This window comes from Pseudoalteromonas sp. ECSMB14103, from assembly GCF_000813065.1.
GTDB lineage: Bacteria > Pseudomonadota > Gammaproteobacteria > Enterobacterales > Alteromonadaceae > Pseudoalteromonas > Pseudoalteromonas marina.
In genome coordinates this window covers 20,877-41,094 of the sequence record NZ_JWGY01000011.1, presented here as the reverse complement: position 1 = coordinate 41,094, position 20,218 = coordinate 20,877, and the positions used below count along the sequence as shown (strand labels likewise).

The 20,218-nt window shown below is 40.5% G+C and carries 21 protein-coding genes; 14 read left to right on the top strand and 7 right to left on the bottom strand.

Annotated features, from left to right (window positions below; all coding sequences use genetic code 11):
• Positions 1 to 4: 4 nt before the first annotated feature.
• The 3 genes from pbp4b to RF53_RS15745 all read left to right on the top strand — a co-directional run bounded on the left by pbp4b (position 5) and on the right by RF53_RS15745 (position 5,065).
• Positions 5 to 1,657, top strand: coding sequence for a penicillin binding protein PBP4B (gene pbp4b, locus RF53_RS15755; protein ID WP_039038243.1), 1,653 nt, complete (start codon positions 5 to 7; stop codon positions 1,655 to 1,657).
• A 177-nt stretch (positions 1,658 to 1,834) separates the two neighbouring features.
• A complete protein-coding gene (locus tag RF53_RS15750) occupies positions 1,835 to 3,211 on the top strand; it encodes a Na+/H+ antiporter NhaC family protein (protein WP_006794362.1) in 1,377 nt (458 codons plus the stop codon).
• 183 nt (positions 3,212 to 3,394) lie between these two features.
• Positions 3,395 to 5,065, top strand: coding sequence for a KAP family P-loop NTPase fold protein (locus RF53_RS15745; protein WP_039038242.1), 1,671 nt, complete (start codon positions 3,395 to 3,397; stop codon positions 5,063 to 5,065).
• A 79-nt stretch (positions 5,066 to 5,144) separates the two neighbouring features.
• On the opposite strand, the gene RF53_RS15740 is transcribed toward RF53_RS15745, so the two are convergent.
• The 3 genes from RF53_RS15740 to RF53_RS15730 are packed head-to-tail and all read right to left on the bottom strand — an operon-like array spanning position 5,145 to position 6,983.
• On the bottom strand, positions 5,145 to 5,756 hold the full coding sequence (locus tag RF53_RS15740) for a hypothetical protein (RefSeq protein WP_039038241.1): 612 nt from the start codon (positions 5,754 to 5,756) through the stop codon (positions 5,145 to 5,147).
• Entirely contained in the window at positions 5,743 to 6,333 is a 591-nt protein-coding gene (locus RF53_RS15735) for an RNA polymerase sigma factor (protein WP_039038240.1), read from the bottom strand. Before RF53_RS15735 ends, RF53_RS15740 begins: the two co-directional genes overlap by 14 nt.
• 14 nt (positions 6,334 to 6,347) lie before the next feature.
• Positions 6,348 to 6,983: an energy transducer TonB gene (locus tag RF53_RS15730; RefSeq protein WP_039038239.1), complete on the bottom strand. Its 636-nt coding sequence runs from the start codon at positions 6,981 to 6,983 to the stop codon at positions 6,348 to 6,350.
• 146 nt (positions 6,984 to 7,129) lie between these two features.
• Here RF53_RS15730 and RF53_RS15725 point away from each other — a divergent pair, with 146 nt between their 5' ends.
• The 3 genes from RF53_RS15725 to RF53_RS15715 all read left to right on the top strand — a co-directional run bounded on the left by RF53_RS15725 (position 7,130) and on the right by RF53_RS15715 (position 8,715).
• A complete protein-coding gene (locus RF53_RS15725; RefSeq protein WP_008129031.1) occupies positions 7,130 to 7,636 on the top strand; it encodes a DUF3087 domain-containing protein in 507 nt (168 codons plus the stop codon).
• 21 nt (positions 7,637 to 7,657) lie between these two features.
• A complete protein-coding gene (locus RF53_RS15720) occupies positions 7,658 to 8,107 on the top strand; it encodes a low molecular weight protein-tyrosine-phosphatase (protein WP_039038238.1) in 450 nt (149 codons plus the stop codon).
• A 95-nt stretch (positions 8,108 to 8,202) separates the two neighbouring features.
• Entirely contained in the window at positions 8,203 to 8,715 is a 513-nt protein-coding gene (locus tag RF53_RS15715; protein WP_039038237.1) for a hypothetical protein, read from the top strand.
• 59 nt (positions 8,716 to 8,774) lie between these two features.
• Here RF53_RS15715 and RF53_RS15710 read toward each other — a convergent pair whose 3' ends face one another.
• Complete coding sequence (locus RF53_RS15710) at positions 8,775 to 9,887, bottom strand: energy transducer TonB (protein WP_039038236.1); 1,113 nt, start codon at positions 9,885 to 9,887, stop codon at positions 8,775 to 8,777.
• Between the two features lie 644 nt (positions 9,888 to 10,531).
• Between RF53_RS15710 and RF53_RS15705 the strand changes: the two genes are divergently transcribed.
• The 6 genes from RF53_RS15705 (at position 10,532) to csrA (ending at position 16,600) form a co-directional block, all read left to right on the top strand.
• Entirely contained in the window at positions 10,532 to 11,155 is a 624-nt protein-coding gene (locus RF53_RS15705) for a GTP cyclohydrolase II (protein ID WP_006794352.1), read from the top strand.
• 77 nt (positions 11,156 to 11,232) lie between these two features.
• Positions 11,233 to 12,021 (top strand): BPSS1780 family membrane protein, encoded by a 789-nt coding sequence (locus RF53_RS15700; RefSeq protein WP_039038235.1) that lies wholly within the window; start codon positions 11,233 to 11,235, stop codon positions 12,019 to 12,021.
• On the top strand, positions 12,021 to 12,473 hold the full coding sequence (locus RF53_RS15695) for a regulatory protein RecX (protein ID WP_006794350.1): 453 nt from the start codon (positions 12,021 to 12,023) through the stop codon (positions 12,471 to 12,473). Before RF53_RS15700 ends, RF53_RS15695 begins: the two co-directional genes overlap by 1 nt.
• A 19-nt stretch (positions 12,474 to 12,492) precedes the next feature.
• Positions 12,493 to 15,093 (top strand): alanine--tRNA ligase, encoded by a 2,601-nt coding sequence (alaS, locus tag RF53_RS15690; protein WP_039038234.1) that lies wholly within the window; start codon positions 12,493 to 12,495, stop codon positions 15,091 to 15,093.
• A gap of 6 nt (positions 15,094 to 15,099) precedes the next feature.
• On the top strand, positions 15,100 to 16,317 hold the full coding sequence (locus RF53_RS15685; RefSeq protein ID WP_006794348.1) for an aspartate kinase: 1,218 nt from the start codon (positions 15,100 to 15,102) through the stop codon (positions 16,315 to 16,317).
• A 91-nt stretch (positions 16,318 to 16,408) separates the two neighbouring features.
• Positions 16,409 to 16,600, top strand: coding sequence for a carbon storage regulator CsrA (gene csrA, locus RF53_RS15680; protein ID WP_004587515.1), 192 nt, complete (start codon positions 16,409 to 16,411; stop codon positions 16,598 to 16,600).
• A gap of 51 nt (positions 16,601 to 16,651) precedes the next feature.
• On the opposite strand, the gene RF53_RS15675 is transcribed toward csrA, so the two are convergent.
• From RF53_RS15675 to RF53_RS19310, 3 genes are all read right to left on the bottom strand, one after another.
• Positions 16,652 to 17,119 (bottom strand): YcxB family protein, encoded by a 468-nt coding sequence (locus RF53_RS15675; RefSeq protein ID WP_010556539.1) that lies wholly within the window; start codon positions 17,117 to 17,119, stop codon positions 16,652 to 16,654.
• Positions 17,120 to 17,249: 130 nt separating this feature from the next.
• Entirely contained in the window at positions 17,250 to 17,441 is a 192-nt protein-coding gene (locus tag RF53_RS15670) for a hypothetical protein (RefSeq protein WP_006794346.1), read from the bottom strand.
• Between the two features lie 51 nt (positions 17,442 to 17,492).
• Positions 17,493 to 17,666: a DUF1328 family protein gene (locus RF53_RS19310; RefSeq protein ID WP_006794345.1), complete on the bottom strand. Its 174-nt coding sequence runs from the start codon at positions 17,664 to 17,666 to the stop codon at positions 17,493 to 17,495.
• Between the two features lie 512 nt (positions 17,667 to 18,178).
• Between RF53_RS19310 and RF53_RS15660 the strand changes: the two genes are divergently transcribed.
• Together RF53_RS15660 and oadA are read left to right on the top strand one after the other, a co-directional pair.
• Positions 18,179 to 18,424, top strand: coding sequence for an OadG family protein (locus RF53_RS15660; protein ID WP_006794344.1), 246 nt, complete (start codon positions 18,179 to 18,181; stop codon positions 18,422 to 18,424).
• An 11-nt stretch (positions 18,425 to 18,435) separates the two neighbouring features.
• Positions 18,436 to 20,217 (top strand): sodium-extruding oxaloacetate decarboxylase subunit alpha, encoded by a 1,782-nt coding sequence (gene oadA / locus RF53_RS15655; protein WP_006794343.1) that lies wholly within the window; start codon positions 18,436 to 18,438, stop codon positions 20,215 to 20,217.
• Position 20,218: the final 1 nt, after the last annotated feature.

Below are 20,218 nucleotides of genomic sequence, written 5' to 3'. Positions count from 1 at the left end.
AACCATGTTATTTATTTTAAAAAATACTCGCTTCATAAAAAACGCATGGTTAGCTACTTTGAGTTTAATTATTGTAGGCTGCAGTAGTACACATAATTCATTAAAATCGCAGCCAGTGCTGACTAAAAGTCAGCTAATAGCGCTGCCAAACGCACAAGTTGTAGCCAGCTTTCCTGAGCCAAATCCAAGTAGCCGGTTTTATGTAAACAACCGTGGCACATTTAAAGCGTATAAAGGTCGCGGCCAATTATTAATACAAAACCACAGTGCCGAAAGTGCCGATATTTACATAAACAATCAAAAACTTGCTACCAATACGTTAACCACTAATACGCTTTATAATTACAGCTTAGCGGCGCATACTCATAATGGGATAAACACATTTAAGGTAGAAAATATTTTACCTAAAGGCGCAAGCTTAACGCTGCGTTTTGCATTTCCTACATTAAATTTAACGCCTAACAAGCCAGTTGATTTTACTGACGTTGATGAACTTATTGAGCGTGATATTAAAGCGGGATTTCCTGGTGCAGTGCTGGCGGTTGTTAAAAATGGCGAGCTAATAAAACTTACAGCTTATGGCGATGCAAAGCAGTACCAGCAAAACGATCTAATGCTACTGCGCCCAGAGCCTATGCAAACCAATACTCTATTCGACTTAGCCTCAAACACTAAAATATTTGCTACTAACTTTGCACTCATGAAACTAATAAGCGAAGGGCAACTCAATATAAACAACCCCGTGCAAAGTTATTTAACAGAATACACCGGCGATAGGCGAGAGCAACGCACAGTAAAAGAGTTACTTACTCATAGCGCAGGCTACCCACCCGTGTTTGATTTTCACCGAAAAGATACACAGCAAGGCGATGCATTTTATTCTCAAAATAGCCAAACCACTAAACAGCTTTTGCTCACCAAAGTGCCGCTCAATAACAAAAAACCAATGCAACATGTATATTCTGATATTGATTACATGATTTTAGGTGTATTGGTTGAGCGCATAACAGGGCAGCCACTAGACGAGTACTTAGAGCAGCACGTTTATACACCCCTTGCACTGAGTAACACGCTATTTAACCCACTTAAAAAAGGCTTTGAGCGTAGTCAATTTGCAGCCACCGAACTTAGCGGCAACACCCGCGATGGGCGTATAACTTTTGATAATATTCGAACACATGTGTTGCAAGGCCAAGTTCATGACGAACGCGCATTTTACTCGTTTGGCGGCGTTGCTGGGCATGCCGGGTTATTTAGTAACGCCCACGATTTAGCTGTGCTTTGCCAGCTATTATTAAATAATGGTGGCTACGGCGACCAACAATTATTTAGTGCAAGTGCCTTAGCGCAGTTTTTAACGCCGCAAAGCACTAACGAAACGTACGGCCTAGGTTTTAGGCTTGCAGGCAATAACCAAGCACGGCGTTGGCACTTTGGCCCTTATGCCAGCGCACTAGCGTATGGCCATACCGGTTGGACAGGCACCGTAACAGTAATCGATCCCGCTTACGACTTGGCCATTGTTTTGCTTACTAACGCGCGCCACACTGCAATTAAAGGCACACAAAAACGTTATGAATTTACAGGCAAACAATTCGAAACCGCGCAATACGGATCTGTGGTATCGCTTGTTTACGAAGCGTTGTTAAATCAATAAATTATCGTATAGGTTAAAATGGGCTAATACAGTTACGCCCAATGGCTTATTTGCAGGTGACTTGGCAACATCAATCCATTAAGCTAGGCGGTTTACTCCATTAAGCCACTTTTTAAGTTTTAGGCTTAACATATAAGCGTTTAAGCGCGGGTTGTTAATAATTAAGGTTAACTTTTTATGCATTGGTATTCTATTTTACCGCCGCTAATTGCGATTGCTATCGTGTTTTGGCGCAAAGAAGTCATTATGGCGCTGCTAGTTGCCGTGGCGTCTTCTGAGTTTTTACTTGCCCTACAAGGGGAAGGAAATAGCGTATTTACAACATTTTTAAATACCATAGAGCGTATTATTTCGGTGGCAAGTTCGCCGGGTAACAGCCGCATACTCATATTTAGTATTTTAATAGGTGCTTTACTTGCCTACATTCGTGAATCTGGCGGTGTGGCGGCAACGGTTAACTTATTAATGAACAAAGGGGTTGCAAAAGGTAAGCGCCAAGTTGGCTTTTTAACTATGTTTACTGGCGTTGCGGTGTTTATAGAGTCAAACCTAAGCGTGCTTACGTCGGGTATTTTGTCGCGTGGCCTGTTCGACAAATTTAAAATGAGCCGTGCACGCCTTGCCTACATTATTGATAGTACCAGTGCGCCTGTGTGTATTTTAATACTACTTAACGGCTGGGGTGCATTTGTGCTGGGCTTATTAGGTAATTACGAATTGGGTGAATCGGCGGTATCGGTATTGTGGGGCAGCGTTGGGTATAACTTTTACGCCATAATTACCTTGGTTATTGTTTTTTACACCATTGCGTTTGATAAAGTACACGGCCCAATGAAAGAGGCCGAACAAAAATTAGAGCTACAAACAAACGAGCTAAAAGAAGAAGTAAAAGGCTCTAAAGCGCGCTTTATGCTAGTGCCATTATTTACGCTAATTGCCAGCATGGTAGGCTTTATGTTTTACACTGGTAACGGTGTGTTGGCAGAAGGTAGCGGCTCTAAATCGGTATTATATGCAACTGTGCTCGCGATTGTGGTTGCTTACTTACTAATGATTAGTTCGCGCCAATTTACCCACCACCAATTGGTTGATACTGGCTTTAAAGGCATGGGTGAATTACTCCCGTTAGTAAGCATTGTTTTGCTTTCGCTTACGCTAGGTGCAAGCTTAAAAGAGCTAGGTACGGGTGTGTTTGTTGCGTCATTGGTAGGCGACTACTTACCTATTTACTTAATAGTGCCCGTGCTGTTTTTAACAGGGGCGGTTATGTCGTTTACTACAGGCACATCGTGGGGCACGTTTGCCATACTTATTCCTATTGGCGTACCGCTCATACAAGCACTGGGTTTACCACCTTCATTGGTGGTCGGTGCTATTTTAGGCGGCGGTATATTTGGCGATCACTGTTCGCCTATATCCGACACCAGCGCGGTGTCGGCGCTTGCATCGGGGTGTGACTTACTCACTCACGTTAAAACCCAGCTACCGTACGCGTTATTTGGTGGCGCACTGACCTTTATTGCTTATTTGGTTATTAGCATTATTGTGCTGTAAAAACTCGGAACTCAAATATTTAAAAGCCTGCTTAATCGCAGGCTTTTTTGTTTAAGATTGATCACCATCGAGCACATCTAGGCGCTACACAGAGATAAATAATAATAGCTTTTTATTAATAGGTTACGTTCATTGAATGTTGTATGGCATTATGTGAAAAAGAATGATTTAAAGGGAAATTAAATGCACGACATTAAAGAATTCAATTGGAGTAAAGCAACTAATCCTCCATTAGAAGAGTATTTTCCTGCAGATAAATTAGATCGTGCTCGCTACGCTACATTTTTATCAAGGCTATTGGCTCAAGAGGGATTTGACGAAAGCAGGCCTGATGAAGAGCAAAAGAAAAACTATGTATTAAACTTAAACGCTGAGTGGGGGGCAGGTAAAACCTATTTTCTTAAGCGTTGGTCACAAGAATTAATAGTAAATTATCCTGTAGTTTATATTGATGCATGGCAGCAAGACTATTCGGACGATCCATTTTTAACTGTAATTGCAGGTATCATCAAGCAGCTTCAACGTCAGGCTAAGTTTAATATAACTATTCCTAAGAGTGCAGTTTCTATGTTTAAGGCTGTTGCACCTGCTATTGCACAAGGCCTAACTAAAAAAATATCAGGCATAGATTTAGATGAGTTACACACATTACTATTCTCTGATGAAGAAATTGAAGATGATCAAAAGCAAAATTCTAACAAGTTAACTGGCAGCGACTTTTCGCCCGCAGTAAAGGCGCTTGCACAAAACTTAATTAAAGATCATGAAGCTAAAAACAAAAGTATTGAAGTAATAAAATCTAAGTTAGCTGATTGGGTCTGTAAGTTTGAAGAGCAGGAAGGTAAATCGTTACCCATATTTATTTTTATTGATGAATTAGACCGTTGTCGCCCAAGTTATGCAGTAGAAATGCTTGAGACAATTAAACATATTTTTGATGTAAAAGGTATCGTATTTGTTGTGGCTACGGATACCGAGCAGCTACAACATACAATAAAATCAATATACGGTGAAGGGTTTGACGCTAAGGTTTATTTAGGCCGTTTTTTTAATAGTCGTTACAGTTTAAAGCGTCCTGTTTTAAAAGACTTTTTATCAGTACATAGCGATACAACTAAATTTGAAACTGCGTATTTAGAAAGTAAAAATATTGAGCTGCTCCCTCGTACCAAAACGTCCGAAACCACTTTAGCTAATATCTCAGTTGTATTAGATGCCTTTCAGGTATCAGCAAGAGCAGCTATTCAAATTACTGAACGTATTACAGCCATTATTATTAATTTACCAAGTGGCAAAAAAGTAGATGTTCTTGTGCTCGCTATTTTGTTTTGTATCCATGAAAAAGACCACCCACTTTATGAGGAGATAATAAATGGTAGGTTCAAAAGAACAGAACGAGGTGATGAAAATAAGATCATAGATATTAGCCTAGCTGACTTCTTACAAAAGGATATATCAAAAGAGTATTTATCAGCCGAGATAATCTATTTTATTGAGCCACAGAGATATATAAGTACATTTTATAATGACAATTTTGGTCCAAAAGAAAATAGCTATTCCACGGGGAATTATCCTATTTCACTATCAAAATTTATTAAGAATATTTTTTTTCGTGCTTTTGTCTCAGAATTAAACCCTTATGATGTTTGGATTCCTGATAGCGATTACAGTTCAACTCAGTTGCAAAACGCAGAAAAGGCGTTAGCACAGCATAAAATAGAAATTTCTCCAGAAGTTACTTTATTATGGCTTGACTATATTTATATCGAAGATGAATACAACAAAATCATAAAAGAACACTACCGTGATTTTATAGAGCTTTCTTCACCATTAGATTACATGGGTGATAGTTAACTATCTCTGTGCAGCGCGAAGCGCCTCTGTGTTCTCGGTGGTAATTACTTATTTAAATTACCACCATGCTAAAAATAACCTAAGCCTTGCACTGCCTCACCCCAACTCCTGCATGCTTCAGGGCAATAATTTCCCCTTTGCCGTTATGTGCCATGGCCAGCATGTCGCCGGTGTTTATGCCACTTTCTACCGCGTGTTTAGTTTTTAAATCACTTAAGAGCGACTGCTTAATTTGCACGAGTACCTCGTCATGACAGCTGGCTATATACCAGTCGTTGTCGACCTTAACGAGCGTGCCGTATTCTATGTGGCGTTGTTGATGGCGGCGTAAGTCGTTTGCTAATTGGGTGTCGAGCGCGTGTTTTTGTTGCGTTATGGCGCTTGCGTAGCTACCTGTTTGATCTATTTCATGCGTTGTTATGAACGAGTAGTCGTGTATATCTATGGTGTTTAATACGGTTTTAGGGGCGGTATTTATCACGTTGTTGCTGTCGAGCACTATAAAGGCCAGTAAGCCCAGAGCGCAGGTAAGGCTTGTGAGTTGCAGGGCAAAGCCTAACTTTTTAGGTTGTTTTTGAGCTACGCTGTGTTTTAACGCCTGTTGTTGAGCATGCGAAAGGGTGGTACGAGCTTTACGCGCTTTAAAGTGGTTTGTAAGCTTTTCATCAAACTGCTCATCAGGCTTGTTCATTATAATCTCCTAATAATTGTTTTAGGTTTTGTTTGGCGTAGCGCAGTCTTGTTTTTATGGTTTGGGCGTTGCTTTGCGTTATAAGCTCTATGTCGGCAATGCTAAAACCTTCTTGTTGTAAGGTGATGGCTTCGCGCTGCACAAAGCTCAGTTCCTTGAGCGCCGTGTTGAATGCTTCGTAGCTTATGTGTGTGTCACCTATGTGCGAGTCACTACGTGTTAATTCGCTTTGATTGCCACTTTGCAAAGGTTGTAGGCTGTTTTCGTCAAGCTCTACAAAGTGTTGCTGTTTGCGGTATTCGTCTATTAACGTGTTACGTGCGAGTTTAAATAACCACGCTTTAGGCGTGGTTTGCGCTTGGTAAAGGTGGCGCTTTTCAATTACTTTTAGCCATGTTTGCTGGCTTACGTCGTATGCTAAGTGAGTATTAGATTGCGTAACTAGGTAGTGGTATAAATCGTTACTGTAGAGTGCAATAAGCTGCTCTAAGTGACGGTTTTCTCCACTTTTTGCATAACGCGCCATGCAGTCTTTGCTAGGCGTTTCAAATAACCAGGTTTTAATACTCATTAGCATAGGCGTTTAGTCCGTTAAATAGAGTTATCTAATTTAAAATCAAGTTGAACCGTTTGATCTGTTTGTAATTGTGCCACACCTTCAATTACTTTTGGGCGGTATTTCCAACGTTTAATGGCGCGTAGTGCTTCGCGGTTAAAAATACGTTTTGGTTCGGCGTTTAAAACTACCGCGTCTATTACTTCGCCAGTGGGCGAAATATTAAAGCTAAGTTGTACCCAGCCTTCTATTCCATCGCGGGCAGCAGACGTTGGGTACTTTGGATTTATGCGCACAATGGGTGAGGCATCTCCCGTTGGGCGGTTAAGGGTATTGTTAATACCGTCACCAAAGTCATCCATTATTAATGGCGGTGCCGTGTTGATTGCCATAACGGGGTCGGCACTCGGTGTAACCCGCGGTGGCGCTTTAGGCGGCATTTTTGGTGTAGGTGGTTCTGGCATTTTATCTATGTGTCTTACTTTTGAATCTTCAGGCACTTTAAATATTTCAACCGTTATTTCTTTGCCAGGGTCTAGTGGTGCGCGTTGGTCGCCACTGATTAGGTATTGCATAAATGCAAAGGCGGCAAAGGTCATTGCTGCACCACCAATTACGGCGGTTGATGTTTTTATAAATGTTGGGTTATTTGGGGTTTCAAGTGTGTGCATAAGCCGCTCCTAGTTAACTCATTATGTGGTTTTCAGAGCTATAACGGGTGGCAAATCAAAAAGGGGTGAAATATTTTTATAAAAAATGCGGGGTTTAGTTACAATAGCGTTTCGCATTCTTTTACTTATTAACTTTTTAGGCTGTTATGCAACTCATTGAAATAAATAAAGCGCGTTACCGTAAGCATTTAAATCGTGTCATTGTGGGCTGTGCGGCTTCGCTTGCGGCGGGGAGCTTAGCTATATCGCAAACGCTGATTGCGTTGTTTCCGGATGAAAGCGGAAGCCATTTTCATTGGAACTTAACTGGTGTGGTTATTACAAGTTTAGCCATAGGGTGGTTGTTAAATAAATACCGCACTCATCCTTATATGACCGAAGTGGTTTATGTATGGGAGCTAAAACAGGCACTTAATAAAATAACCCGTAAAATGCCAAAGTTAAAAGCTGCTGGGCGCGAAGGTAACCCTGCTGCACTATTAGCCATTCATTACAGTTATGCGGGATCGCGTTTATTGTGGCAGCTAGACGACAACCTCATAACAATGGAAGACCTAGCCATTAAGCAAGCTGAGTTAGATTCGGTTGCCGCGCAGTTTAATTTAACGCTAAATGCTGACGATTACGAAGAGAGCATATTAAAACAGTTTTAAAGCCTTATTTAAGGAGCCGCAATGAAAAAGGTACTGATTGTTTGTTTAGGTAATATTTGCCGTTCACCTACTGCTGAGGCGGTTTTAAAAGCGCGTGCAAAAGCCTTGGGTGTAAAGGTGGTGGTCGATTCTGCAGGTACAATTGGCTATCACGAAGGAAAATCGCCCGATAGCCGTTCAATGGCGGCGGGTGAAAAGCGCGGCTATAGCTTTAAAGGAATACACTCGCGTAAAGTTCGCACTAGCGACTTTAACGAGTTTGATTTAATTTTAGCAGCCGACAAACAAAATTTAACTGATTTAAAAGAGCAGTGCCCAACGCATTTACACTATAAGTTAGCGTTGTTTTTAGAGTACGGGGAGCAAAGCACAAGTGCCATACCTGATCCCTATTACGGTGGTGACGACGGCTTTGAAAACGTACTTGATTTAATAGAAGCGGCCAGCGATAACATACTTGCTAAAATGTAAGCGCCTCTTATCAGTTTGTTACATTAACGAACATTTGTTTTATTGCCCTTCGTTCCTTAATTGAGTACGATTTATCCTTACTCAAAAGGAATATTATGAATACAAAAATATTACTACTGGTTTTATCACTTGGTTCGGGTTCTGCTTTTGCTAATGATGTGAGCTTTTCGATTGGGGGTGGCTACCCTTACTTGGTTGTACCTGAAGTGTCGTTATCGGCAGATAACAATTCTCAGCGCTGGTACGCAAACTATAAAATTGGCCTAGATGATGGCTTTTCAGTGGGTTTTGAACACGCAGTTAGTGATAACAATAAACACGCATTGGGTGTGTTAGTTGGGGCTATTGGCGCACGTGATACCGACCAACCATGTGAAAACACAAACACTGACGACATTGCTAGCGAGCTAGGTAATATTTTTGGATGTGCGCTAGGGCAAATATTTGATGATGAAACCACAAATGGTATTGGGCTTACATACAGTTATAACTTTAACGGCTTAAATAATAGTGGTTTTAGACTAATACTTGATGCGGGCTATGGTAAAACAAGTGACAGCAACGAAAAAAGAGCCGATGGTGCTATTCGTATTAGTTACGAATTTTAGGGCGTCGTGAGTAAAAATAAAAAAGGCGCTAAATAGCGCCTTTTTTATTTGTAAAACCGCTAGCGGTTTATTTTAAAATCTATTTGCACCTGGGTGCTTGCTACTACGGGGCTTCCGTTTTCAAATTTGGGGGCATAACGCCATTTTTTAAGTGCCTCTAATGCTGACTTTTCAAATGCGTGGCCACCTTCTGAGCTTATTACTGATGAGTTTTTTACAAATCCGGCAGTGTCTACATCAAACTGAAGAACAACAATACCATCTGTATTTTGGCGTGCTTTATTTACTGGGTACTTAGGTGGTTGGCGGTATACCGGTGTTTGTTCTTGTGAGTCTTTCCATGGCACCATTTCGGCAATAGCTAAACAATGTTTAGTTGCTTGTTCGCTTTGACCTGTTTTTTCGTAAAGGTTTACAAGTTTTGAGTGCGCGGTAAGTTCGGCGTTATGATCAAAGCTTAGGTTGCTATCAAATACCGAAACAACATGATTTAAACGCTCAATCGCTTTTTTATATTTTCTCTTACTTTGCGCAAACGAGGCGACTAAAAAGTCTGTTTTGATTCGCTCAACCGTGTTTTCGTCTAAATTTTCACGGTAGTATTCATCGGCTTCGTTCAATAACTTTTGCGCTGCACGAAACTTTTTATGTGCAAACTTACTTGCTAACAACGACGCGGCTTCAAATTGCATATCGGCAACAAATTTTGGTTTATTTTGTGCTTTAGCAATATCGATTATACGTTCGAGATGATCTTCTGCCAAAGACGCTGATTTAGCATTTTCGGCTTTACCTAAAAGTGCGTCGAGCGTTTGTAATGCATTTTTGCCGTGGTTATCAGCTAAGATTGTATACGCTTGCGAGTAAAGGCTATAACGCTGCTGCCTTATGTTTTTTTTGTTGCTTGTTGTGCTTGGCGGTGTAATGGCTTTAGCATAATTAATAGCAAGGTTTGCTGTGTTGTCGCTTTTATCGCCGTAAAAAGTAAGGCCTGTAGTGTAAGCTCGTTTTGCGGCTTGCTCAATATCGTGTTTTGTTTCTACTGCGTTTAGGTAACTTTGATAGGCAGTTGAAAAAGCCGTTTTAGCGTTGTCAGTTTGGCTAGCAAGTGTATTATTTGTAAAGGCAGATAAGCTTAATCCAACAAATAGGGCAAGGTGTTGTGGCTTCATAATGATCCTTATTAATTGTGAACCTGAACTTTGAATAATAACTCTATGCTAAGTGGTAATTACAGCGCTAACTACATTGAATTTATTTGCAAAAGATATGTAATTTTACAAGTAGATTTAAATTTTATTCACTAAAAGCGTTGGTTAAAAAGCAGTAGACTTAAATGTCATTACTCTCGTGTTATTAAACGTTTTATTTAAAATTCAGATAAATTTAACTAAAAATAACTTACTACAGATGATAGCTATTGTCATTAAATAGGTACGAAAAGCCAATATTATATGTTGATTTAATGTGTTTTTTACTTAACAGGAACGCTGGTTAAGAGACTTGCTAAAATATTGACTAGTAGTGATATTTTAAATTTATTCTCTAGCTAGATGTTTTCAATGAAAACAGGGCGAGTTTACGCGTCAATAGCTGGCCTATTGCAAGTACATTCAACGCAGTTAGCGCTGAAAATAGCTGCTAGAGATAGGTTTATTATCTCGAGTTCGGGTTAATTAAGGTTAGTCATTGAAAACAGGCGCTGTCGTCGCCATATAATTGCGATAAACAATGTTGTACTACGATCTAATTTTACTCTTTTGTGATACTATCACTTTATTGTCGTGTCGTAGTTATTTAAATATTTGGATTTGTCGTGGCGCAAGTAAGAGCAAGAGTCCAACTTAATGTTGGCAAAAATAGTGATATCCCTGCAGAAATAGTGTCATTTACTGACCTAAAAGATGGCCAAGAACATATTGCTATGGTGTTTAACAACGCCGATACCGAGCAAGATGTACCGCTTATTCGTATGCATTCGGAGTGTTTAACGGGAGATGTTTTTCATTCGTCACGCTGTGATTGCGGCGAACAGTTAAACGAATGTATTGAAATGATGCACGAGCAAGGCGGTATTTTACTTTACTTACGCCAAGAAGGCCGTGGTATTGGTTTATACAATAAAATTGATGCTTACGTATTGCAATCGCAAGGTATGAATACCTACGAGGCCAATAACCATTTAGGTTTTGCAGACGACTTACGCGACTTTTCGGATGCGGTATTAATGCTTAATGCGCTTAACTTAAAGCACGTTAAATTAATGACCAACAATCCTAAAAAACTCAATGCTTTGAAAGATGCGGGTATTGAAGTTGATACAGTTATTGGTACACACGCACACATAAAGGCGGGTGTAGCAGGTAATAAAGCCTACTTAGAAACCAAAATAAAGCATGGCGCACATATGCTAGATATTAAAAAAATTAAAAAACCTTAATATTACTGGTCTGCCTCTGTGATCCCACCCAACGCCAAGTTATACTTGGCGTGTTTCGTTATAAATTAAGAGCAAGTATGTCTACACAATTACGAGTATTTAAAGCAGATGCCGGGCTAAAGTGGTTAAAAGCGGGATGGCTTATTTTTAAAACCCAGCCAATGACGTTTATTTTTATGCATTTATTTATTGGCATTGTGGGCTTACTGTCGTTGTTTTTACCTTTGCTGCAAGTGGTTGCTGCACTGGCTACGCCTTTTTTAACTGCTGGCTTTTACCAAGCAGTGCTGACCAAACAGCAAGGCGGTAAAATAATGTTGGCTGACATTCTTAAGCCATTTTCAGCTAAAGGAAACCGTTTAGGCTTGGTACGTTTGGCGTTATACCAAATGGGTGCGGGTATTTTAATGGCGTTATTAGCAAACGGTTTATTTGCTGATGCCGTGGCAATTATGAGCCAGCCAGGGCTTGAACCTCAATCTGCACTTGAGCAAACTATTGCGAGTATTTCGGGTGCGAGTGTTATTTTATTTTTTATGGCCATGCTTATTTATTTAACGGCCTTTGCCTATGCGGTACCGCTTGTTTATTTTAATAAAGAGCAACGTATTTTAACGGCGCTTAAGCAATCGCTTATGGTTTTTTATCATAATTTGTTTCCGTTGAGTGTTTTTGGCGTTATTTGCGTACTATTTATGGCGGTTTCTATGTTCTTATCGTTCTTACCACTGTTGATTTTAATGCCGATTTGCTACATTAGTTTTTTTGTTTCTTATCAGGCGATTTTTATGCCGATTGTCCCGCCAAGTGACGACAAAAATGTTAAGCCACTAAGCAGTGAAACAAGCGGACGCTTCGACGCTTAATGGATGATAAGTTAAAACAAAAATTAAAAAATTATGTACTTTGGTTACTCGGGCGCCAAGAATACTCGCGTCGTGAGTTAACCTTTAAATTACAGCAAAAAGAAGCCACAGATGAGTTTATCGAAAACTTGCTTGATTGGTGCGAAAAGCACAACTTTATAAACGAGCAACGTTACTGTGAAGGCTTTGTAAGAAAACACATTTTTAAATGCCATGGGCTTAAGCGAATTCAAAGCGAGGCCATGGGTAAAGGGATTGACCGTTCGCTACTTGAAAGAGTAGTTGAAGAGCTTGAAATAGACTGGTTTGAGCTTGCGCAGGATGCGTATAACAAAAAATATTCAAATACACCGGCAAACCTCGATTACAAAGACAAGGCTAAGCGCGTGCGCTACTTAATGTATCGAGGTTTTAGCTACGAACAAATCGATTTTGCAATGCAATCACAGTAAATACAGGTGAGATTTTCACATGCAGCACATGACTACCGCACAAATTAGGCAACAGTTTTTAGACTTTTTTGCCAGCAAGCAACACCAAGTTGTTCCTTCAAGCTCGCTTATTCCGGGTAACGATGCCACGTTATTGTTTAACAATGCCGGTATGGTGCAATTCAAAGATGTATTTTTAGGCGCAGAATCTCGCCCATATACACGTGCAACAAGCTCGCAGCGTTGTGTGCGTGCCGGTGGTAAACATAACGATTTAGAAAACGTGGGTTACACGGCGCGCCATCACACATTTTTTGAAATGTTAGGTAACTTCAGTTTTGGTGACTACTTTAAGCAAGAAGCAATTAAGTTTGCGTGGGAGTTTTTAACTGAGGTTGTTAAATTACCTCAGGAAAAACTGCTTGTTACTATTTACCACGATGATGAAGAAGCGTTTGAGTACTGGTCAAAAGATATTGGCTTAAGTGAAGATCGCATTATTCGTATTGCTACCTCTGATAACTTTTGGTCTATGGGGGATACAGGCCCGTGTGGTCCGTGTTCTGAAATATTTTATGATCACGGTGAGCATATTTGGGGTGGTCCTCCAGGCTCTCCAGAGGAAGACGGCGACCGTTTTATCGAAATTTGGAACCTCGTATTTATGCAGTACAACCGTCAAAGCGACGGTACTATGCTGCCATTACCTAAGCAATCTGTTGATACGGGCATGGGCCTTGAGCGTATTTCTGCTATTTTGCAGGGCGTGCATTCAAACTACGAAATCGATTTATTTCAAGGCTTAATTGCAGCAGCGGCGAGTGTCACTAACGCGCAAGATATGGACGATAAGTCGCTTCGCGTAGTTGCGGATCATATTCGCTCATGTGCGTTTTTAATCTCCGACGGTGTTATGCCATCTAACGAAGGCCGTGGTTACGTACTTCGTCGTATTATTCGCCGTGCAGTACGCCATGGTAATAAGCTTGGCGCACAAGGCGCGTTTTTCTTTAAATTAGTTGCTGCACTTATTGAGCAAATGGGTCAAGCGTACCCAGAGCTTGCTAAGCAACAAGAAATTATCGAAAAAGTACTGCGTATTGAAGAAGAGCAATTTGGTAAAACACTTGAGCGTGGTTTAGCTATTTTAGAAGAAAGCTTAAGCGACCTTAAGGGCGATGTGATCCCAGGCGATTTAGTATTTAAACTTTACGATACGTATGGTTTCCCTGCTGATTTAACCGCCGATGTTGCGCGTGAGCGCCAAATGACCATTGATCATAAAGGCTTTGAAAAATGCATGGCTGTACAGCGTAAAACTGCGCAGCAAGCTGGTAAATTTGGTGCCGATTATAACGAGCAGTTAAAATCAGATAAACACACTGACTTTAAAGGCTACGACAGCACGCATTACAGCGCAACAGTGGTTGAAGTGTTTGCCGGTGGTGAGGCCGTACAGTTATTAGAAGATGGCCAAGAAGGCATTGTAATACTAGATCGCACACCGTTTTACGCAGAATCTGGTGGCCAAACGGGTGATACCGGTACAATTACAGTGGCTGGTGGCGAGTTTAATGTGACTAACACTACTAAACTAGGTAATGCATTTGCGCACCACGGTACAGTACAAGGCCGTATTGGTGTTAACGATAAAGTGGATGCCACTATTGATGATGCTCGTCGTGAGAACATCAAGAAAAACCACACAGCTACACATATTTTACACGAAGCATTACGTCAGTTATTAGGTGAGCATGTAAGCCAAAAAGGCTCGTTAGTTCAAGCGGATCGTTTACGATTTGATTTCTCGCACTTTGAAGCGGTAACTAAAGACGAACTACGTGACATTGAGCGTGTAGTTAACGACGAAATTCGCCGTAACTTTGCACTTAATACTGAGCTTATGGCTATTGATGATGCTAAAGCGAAAGGTGCTATGGCGCTGTTTGGCGAAAAGTACGACGACGAAGTACGCGTAGTCACCATTGGCGATTACTCAATTGAGCTTTGTGGTGGCACACACGTTGAACGCGCGGGCGATATTGGCTTATTCAAAATAGTATCTGAAAGCGGTATTGCTGCAGGTGTTCGCCGTATAGAAGCAGTAACTGGCGCAGATGCGGTTGCTTATGTAAGTGAGCAAGAGCAACAGCTTAGCGATGTAGCAGCGCTTGTGAAAGGCGATAGCGCATCAGTACTTGAAAAAGTAACTGCGCTTCTTGAGAAGTCTAAAGGCCTTGAAAAGCAAATTGCTCAGCTTAACGATAAGCTAGCGAGCGCTGCAGGTGCATCGTTACTTGATTCGATTGTAGAAATTAATGGCGTTAAGCTATTGGTTGCAAATGTTGAAGGCACTGAGTCTAAAGCGCTTCGTGGTATGGTTGACGACCTTAAAAACAAGATTGGCTCAGGTGTTATTGCCCTCGGTGTTGCCAGCGGTGACAAAGTAAGTCTAATTGCCGGTGTGACTAAAGACTTAACTGGCAAAGTAAAAGCCGGTGAGCTTGTAAACCACATGGCTTCTCAAGTAGGCGGTAAAGGTGGTGGTCGCCCTGACATGGCACAAGCAGGTGGTTCTGAGCCACAAAACCTTGCTGCTGCACTTGATAGCGTTACTGCTTGGTTAACTGAGCGTACTTAAGCCTAAGTGGCGTTAATTGTACAGAAGTATGGCGGCACGTCGGTTGGCTCAATAGAGCGAATAGAAGCGGTCGCCGACCTTGTTGTTAAAACTAGGCAACAAGGTCATCAAGTGGTTGTAGTGCTCTCGGCTATGTCGGGAGAAACCAACCGCTTAATTAATCTTGCCAAACAAATAGATTCCCGTCCTAGTAACCGCGAGCTCGACGTACTAATTAGTACCGGCGAGCAAGTATCGGTTTCGTTATTGGCTATGGCTATTATCAAACGCGGCCATTCAGCCGTTAGCCTATTAGCTGATCAAGTTAATATTCAAACCGATAATATGTTCGGTAAAGCCCGCATTACAGACATTGCAGCTACACGTTTAAAGCATGAACTTGAGCATAACCGTATTGCTATTATTGCCGGATTTCAGGGGCGTGATGTTGAAGGCAATATAACAACCCTTGGCAGAGGCGGTACTGATACGTCGGCTGTAGAAATAGCTGCGGCTATAAAAGCTGATGAATGTCAGATCTATACTGATGTTGACGGCGTATATACTACAGATCCTCGGGTTGAACCTAACGCACGAAGAATGAGCCAAGTGACCTTTGCTGAAATGCTAGAGTTAGCAAGCTTAGGTGCTAAAGTATTGCATATTCGTTCTGTTGAGGCGGCAGGTAAACACAATGTTCCATTAAGGGTGCTTTCGAGCTTTAACCCCGATGAAGGAACATTGATTACGTTTGAGGAAGACGATATGCCAAGTAAAGTTGTTTCGGGTATTGCATTTAATGCTGATGAGTGCTTAATTAAGGTACAGGGTGTGCAAAGCGGCACTCAAAATCTTGTAAAAATATTGAAACTTTTTGCTGATAACGGCATCGAAATAGATATGATTAATCAAGTTAATCATATCTTTGAAAAAATAGACTATGCTTTTACTGTGCACTCGAACGACTACCCGCAAGCACTTGAGTTACTAACCGAGCAAAAGGTGTCTTTAGGTGCTGAAAATATAATCGGGCTAACAACCATTGCAAAAGTATCTGCTGTTGGTATGGGAATGAAATCGCACTGGGGTGTTGCTAGTTTATTTTTTGATGCCTTAGCAAATGAAAATATTAATGTAGTTTTAGTGTCTACATCAGAGATTAAAATTTCAGTTTTAATAGATGAAAAGTACCTCGAACTGGCTGTTCGTGCATTACATAAAGTATTTTTAACGGAAAGTAGATAGATAGTGAGTTTTTACTTACTTTTTAGTCTATTTTTCATTAATATGGATAAGCGGAATCTTATAATTTTTATTGGAACATGGGAGCAAGAGAATGCTAATACTAACTCGTAGAGTAGGTGAAACCCTTATGATCGGTGACGAAGTAACAGTGACCGTTTTAGGAGTTAAAGGAAATCAAGTTCGAATTGGTGTAAATGCACCAAAAGACGTTTCAGTGCATCGTGAAGAGATTTACATGCGTATACAAGCTGAAAAGTCTAACCCTAATCCGGGCAATGCTTAATCAACACGTATACTTAACTAAATAATTTATTTAGCTAAGCCAAAAAGCCACTCATTGAGTGGCTTTTTTGTTTATAAAGTCGAGCATTTCATCTGTGAGTATTTGCTTAGAGATATATTGCATGTTGTTTTTATTTTTTATCAATAAGCCCTGTGGTGTTTCGATTACTTCAGTGATGTCTTGCCAAGCGAGCTGGTAGCTTTTGTAATGGTTTGCCGATTTAATGCCTTCATCATCAAAAGTGAGTGTAACCTCAGAGCCTGATGCTCTGCTAAACATTTGTCTGGTTACCCACCATGGCCTGCGATAATAAAAAGCAACGCATTCGAGTACAGCAACCATGATCAAAAATGTTCCTAAATAATGATCAGCTAAACCGTAAATGCTAAATAAACCAAGCGAAACTAATAGTACCAGTAAAAAATACTTAGGTTGCGCGCGTTTACTGTAAGGAAGTGACTCGTCAAAGCATTCATAAAAGTAGGGTTTATCAAGTGTGTAGGTAGTTGAAAATGACATAGTGCCTTGCTTTAAAAATCGTTTTATATATTTTAGCAAGTTCGCTTATAAATGAGCAGCTTTATAATGCGTGCATTTATTTCGGGCACAAAAAAACGGCCAGGTGGCCGTTTTTTTAATATACTAACTATTAACAGTTAGTTTCTTCAGCGTTTACGCCTTCTTTTACTTCTTCACACGTATCTTCAACAGAGTTTTGTACATCTGTTACTACTTCATCAATACGTTCACCGGCTTCTTCTGCGTTGTTATCTTGGCAACCCATGATGAAAAAACTTGCGAAAAGACCAATTAGTGCTGCTTTTAAAGTTGTAGAGTTCATAGTGTAATTCCTTGTAAATAAATAAAATTGTAGTGTTAGTTGAGTATATGCCTACCTGGGCGATTTACCACGCAGCGCACCTGAAACTAACGAAATAACTAAAAGTACTATAAAAATAAAGAATATAATTTTTGCTATACCAGCTGCGGCACCCGCGATGCCACCAAAACCTAACACTGCAGCGATTAAAGCAATAACTAAAAATGTGATTGTCCAGCGTAACATTGTTTTCTCCTTGGTTATCAAATTTGTACACAATAGTTAATGCTAGTTGCGTGCCATGATGTATTTTTGTTTAATATCAGTTGCTTACGTGTTTTCTCTGTGTTTTTGAGTTTGCTTGATTGGTAACTTTTACGTTGGGTTGTGTAACTTATTCACACACAAAAATATATCGCCACCGGAAAGCTATGTTTGGTAAGACCAATTAACAAATTTTATTTTCTCTACATTTTATGACTCACAGTAGGTTTAGTAGAGTACGCAAAAATAGGCTTTGTTTAAACTTTACCTATAGCTTATAGATATAGTGAGTATTTTTTCTGTGTATTATGGGGTGTTGATGAGTAAGGGTTTTTACTGTGGTTAATAAATTTGGTTATATGTTATTTTTATTTTAATTGGTTTTACCAATTTACAATGGCTAGACAAAGGTATTTGTTTTGTTATTATCTAGTGAATAAATATTTAACTAAATCGATTTTTTATTTTTCGATATGGGTTTCAAGGGGAGAAGAATGGATATAGGTGCTGTACTTGCAACTGCTGGTAGCTTAATGCTAACAGGAATGGTTGGGGTGTTTGTCTTTCTTTCAATATTAATTGGTGCAGTTACAATTATGTCTAACTTGGTGGCGCGTTTTAGCCCTGCTGACGTTGCGGCTCCAGTTAAGTCACCATCATTTAAATCTCAAGGTGTGCCAAATGAGCACATCGCTGCTATTAGTGCTGCCATTGCTCAGTACAAATCAAATAACAAATAAGGAGCTCACACATGGCTAAATTAAAATTAACAGAATTGGTTCTACGTGACGCTCATCAGTCATTACTTGCCACTCGTATGCGTTTAGACGACATGCTACCGATTGCCAGCAAACTAGATGATGCAGGTTATTGGTCAATTGAGTCGTGGGGCGGGGCAACATTTGATTCGTGTATTCGCTATTTAGGTGAAGATCCATGGGAACGTATTCGTGCGCTAAAAAAAGCGATGCCAAACACTAAACAGCAAATGCTATTACGCGGTCAAAACTTATTAGGTTACCGCCATTATGCTGATGATGTAGTTGAAAAGTTTGTAGAGCGCGCACATAAAAATGGCGTTGACGTGTTCCGTATTTTTGATGCAATGAATGATGTGCGTAACTTAGAAACTGCGATTAAAGCGGCTGTAAAAGTAGGTGCTCATGCTCAAGGTACTATTTCGTACACGGTAAGCCCTGTTCATACACTTGATATGTGGTTAACTTTAGCTAAGCAACTAGAAGAGCTTGGCTGTCATTCAATTTGTATTAAAGATATGGCGGGTTTATTAAAACCGTACGATGCAGAAGAGCTTATAAAAGCGCTTAAAGAAACGGTGTCTATTCCAATCGCTATGCAGTGCCATGCTACAACAGGTTTAAGCACCGCTACATATCAAAAAGCTATTGATGCCGGTATTGATATGCTTGATACCGCTATTTCTTCTATGAGTATGACTTACGGTCACTCAGCAACAGAAACAATTGTAGCGATTGTTGAAGGTACCGCACGCGATACCGAACTCGATTTAAACCAACTTGAAGAAATTGCTGCTTACTTTAGAGATGTACGTAAAAAATACGCTGCATTCGAAGGTAGCCTTAAAGGGGTTGATGGACGAATCTTATTGGCTCAAGTACCTGGTGGCATGTTAACTAACATGGAAAACCAGCTTAAAGAGCAAGGTGCAGCCGATAAGCTTAACGAAGTGTTACTTGAAATACCGCGTGTACGCGAAGATTTAGGCTTTATTCCACTTGTTACGCCAACGTCGCAAATTGTAGGTACGCAGGCAGTACTTAACGTATTAACCGGTGAGCGTTACAAAACAATCACAAAAGAAACTGCAGGTGTATTAAAAGGTGAGTACGGTTTAACTCCAGCTCCAATGAATAAAGAGCTACAAGAGCGAGTACTTGATGGTAGCGACGTTATTACGTGTCGCCCAGCTGACAATATTGCGCCTGAACTTGAAACGCTTGAAGCTGAGCTATTAAAAGAAGCGCAAGAACAAGGTTTAACACTCGCTGATGATAAAATTGACGACGTACTTACTTATGCACTGTTCCCGCAGGTTGGTTTGAAGTTTATCAAAAACCGTAACAACCCAGATGCGTTTGAACCAGTCCCTAGCGTAGAAGATAATTCAAGTAAGTCACCAGCTAAGGTGTCAGCCAAAGGTAACAGTGTTAAGGCTGAGCAATATAGCGTTAAGGTAGACGGTAAGGTTTACGACGTTGTCGTAGCGCAAGGCGGTGAGCTTAAAGAGGTAACGTTAAAAGATTCTGAGCACTTACCTCAGTCTGCTTCAGTGGCTTCGGGTGAAACGTTAAATGCACCTTTAGCAGGTAATATTTTTAAAATAAAAGTAAAAGCCGGCCAAGTTGTAAACGAAGGTGATGTTGTTGTGATTATGGAAGCCATGAAAATGGAGACTGAAGTTCGCGCAATGCATACTGGTACCATTGCTGAAGTGCTTGTGTCTGAGGGTGACTCAGTGACCACGGGCGACGCAATTATTGCGTTGGCTTAAG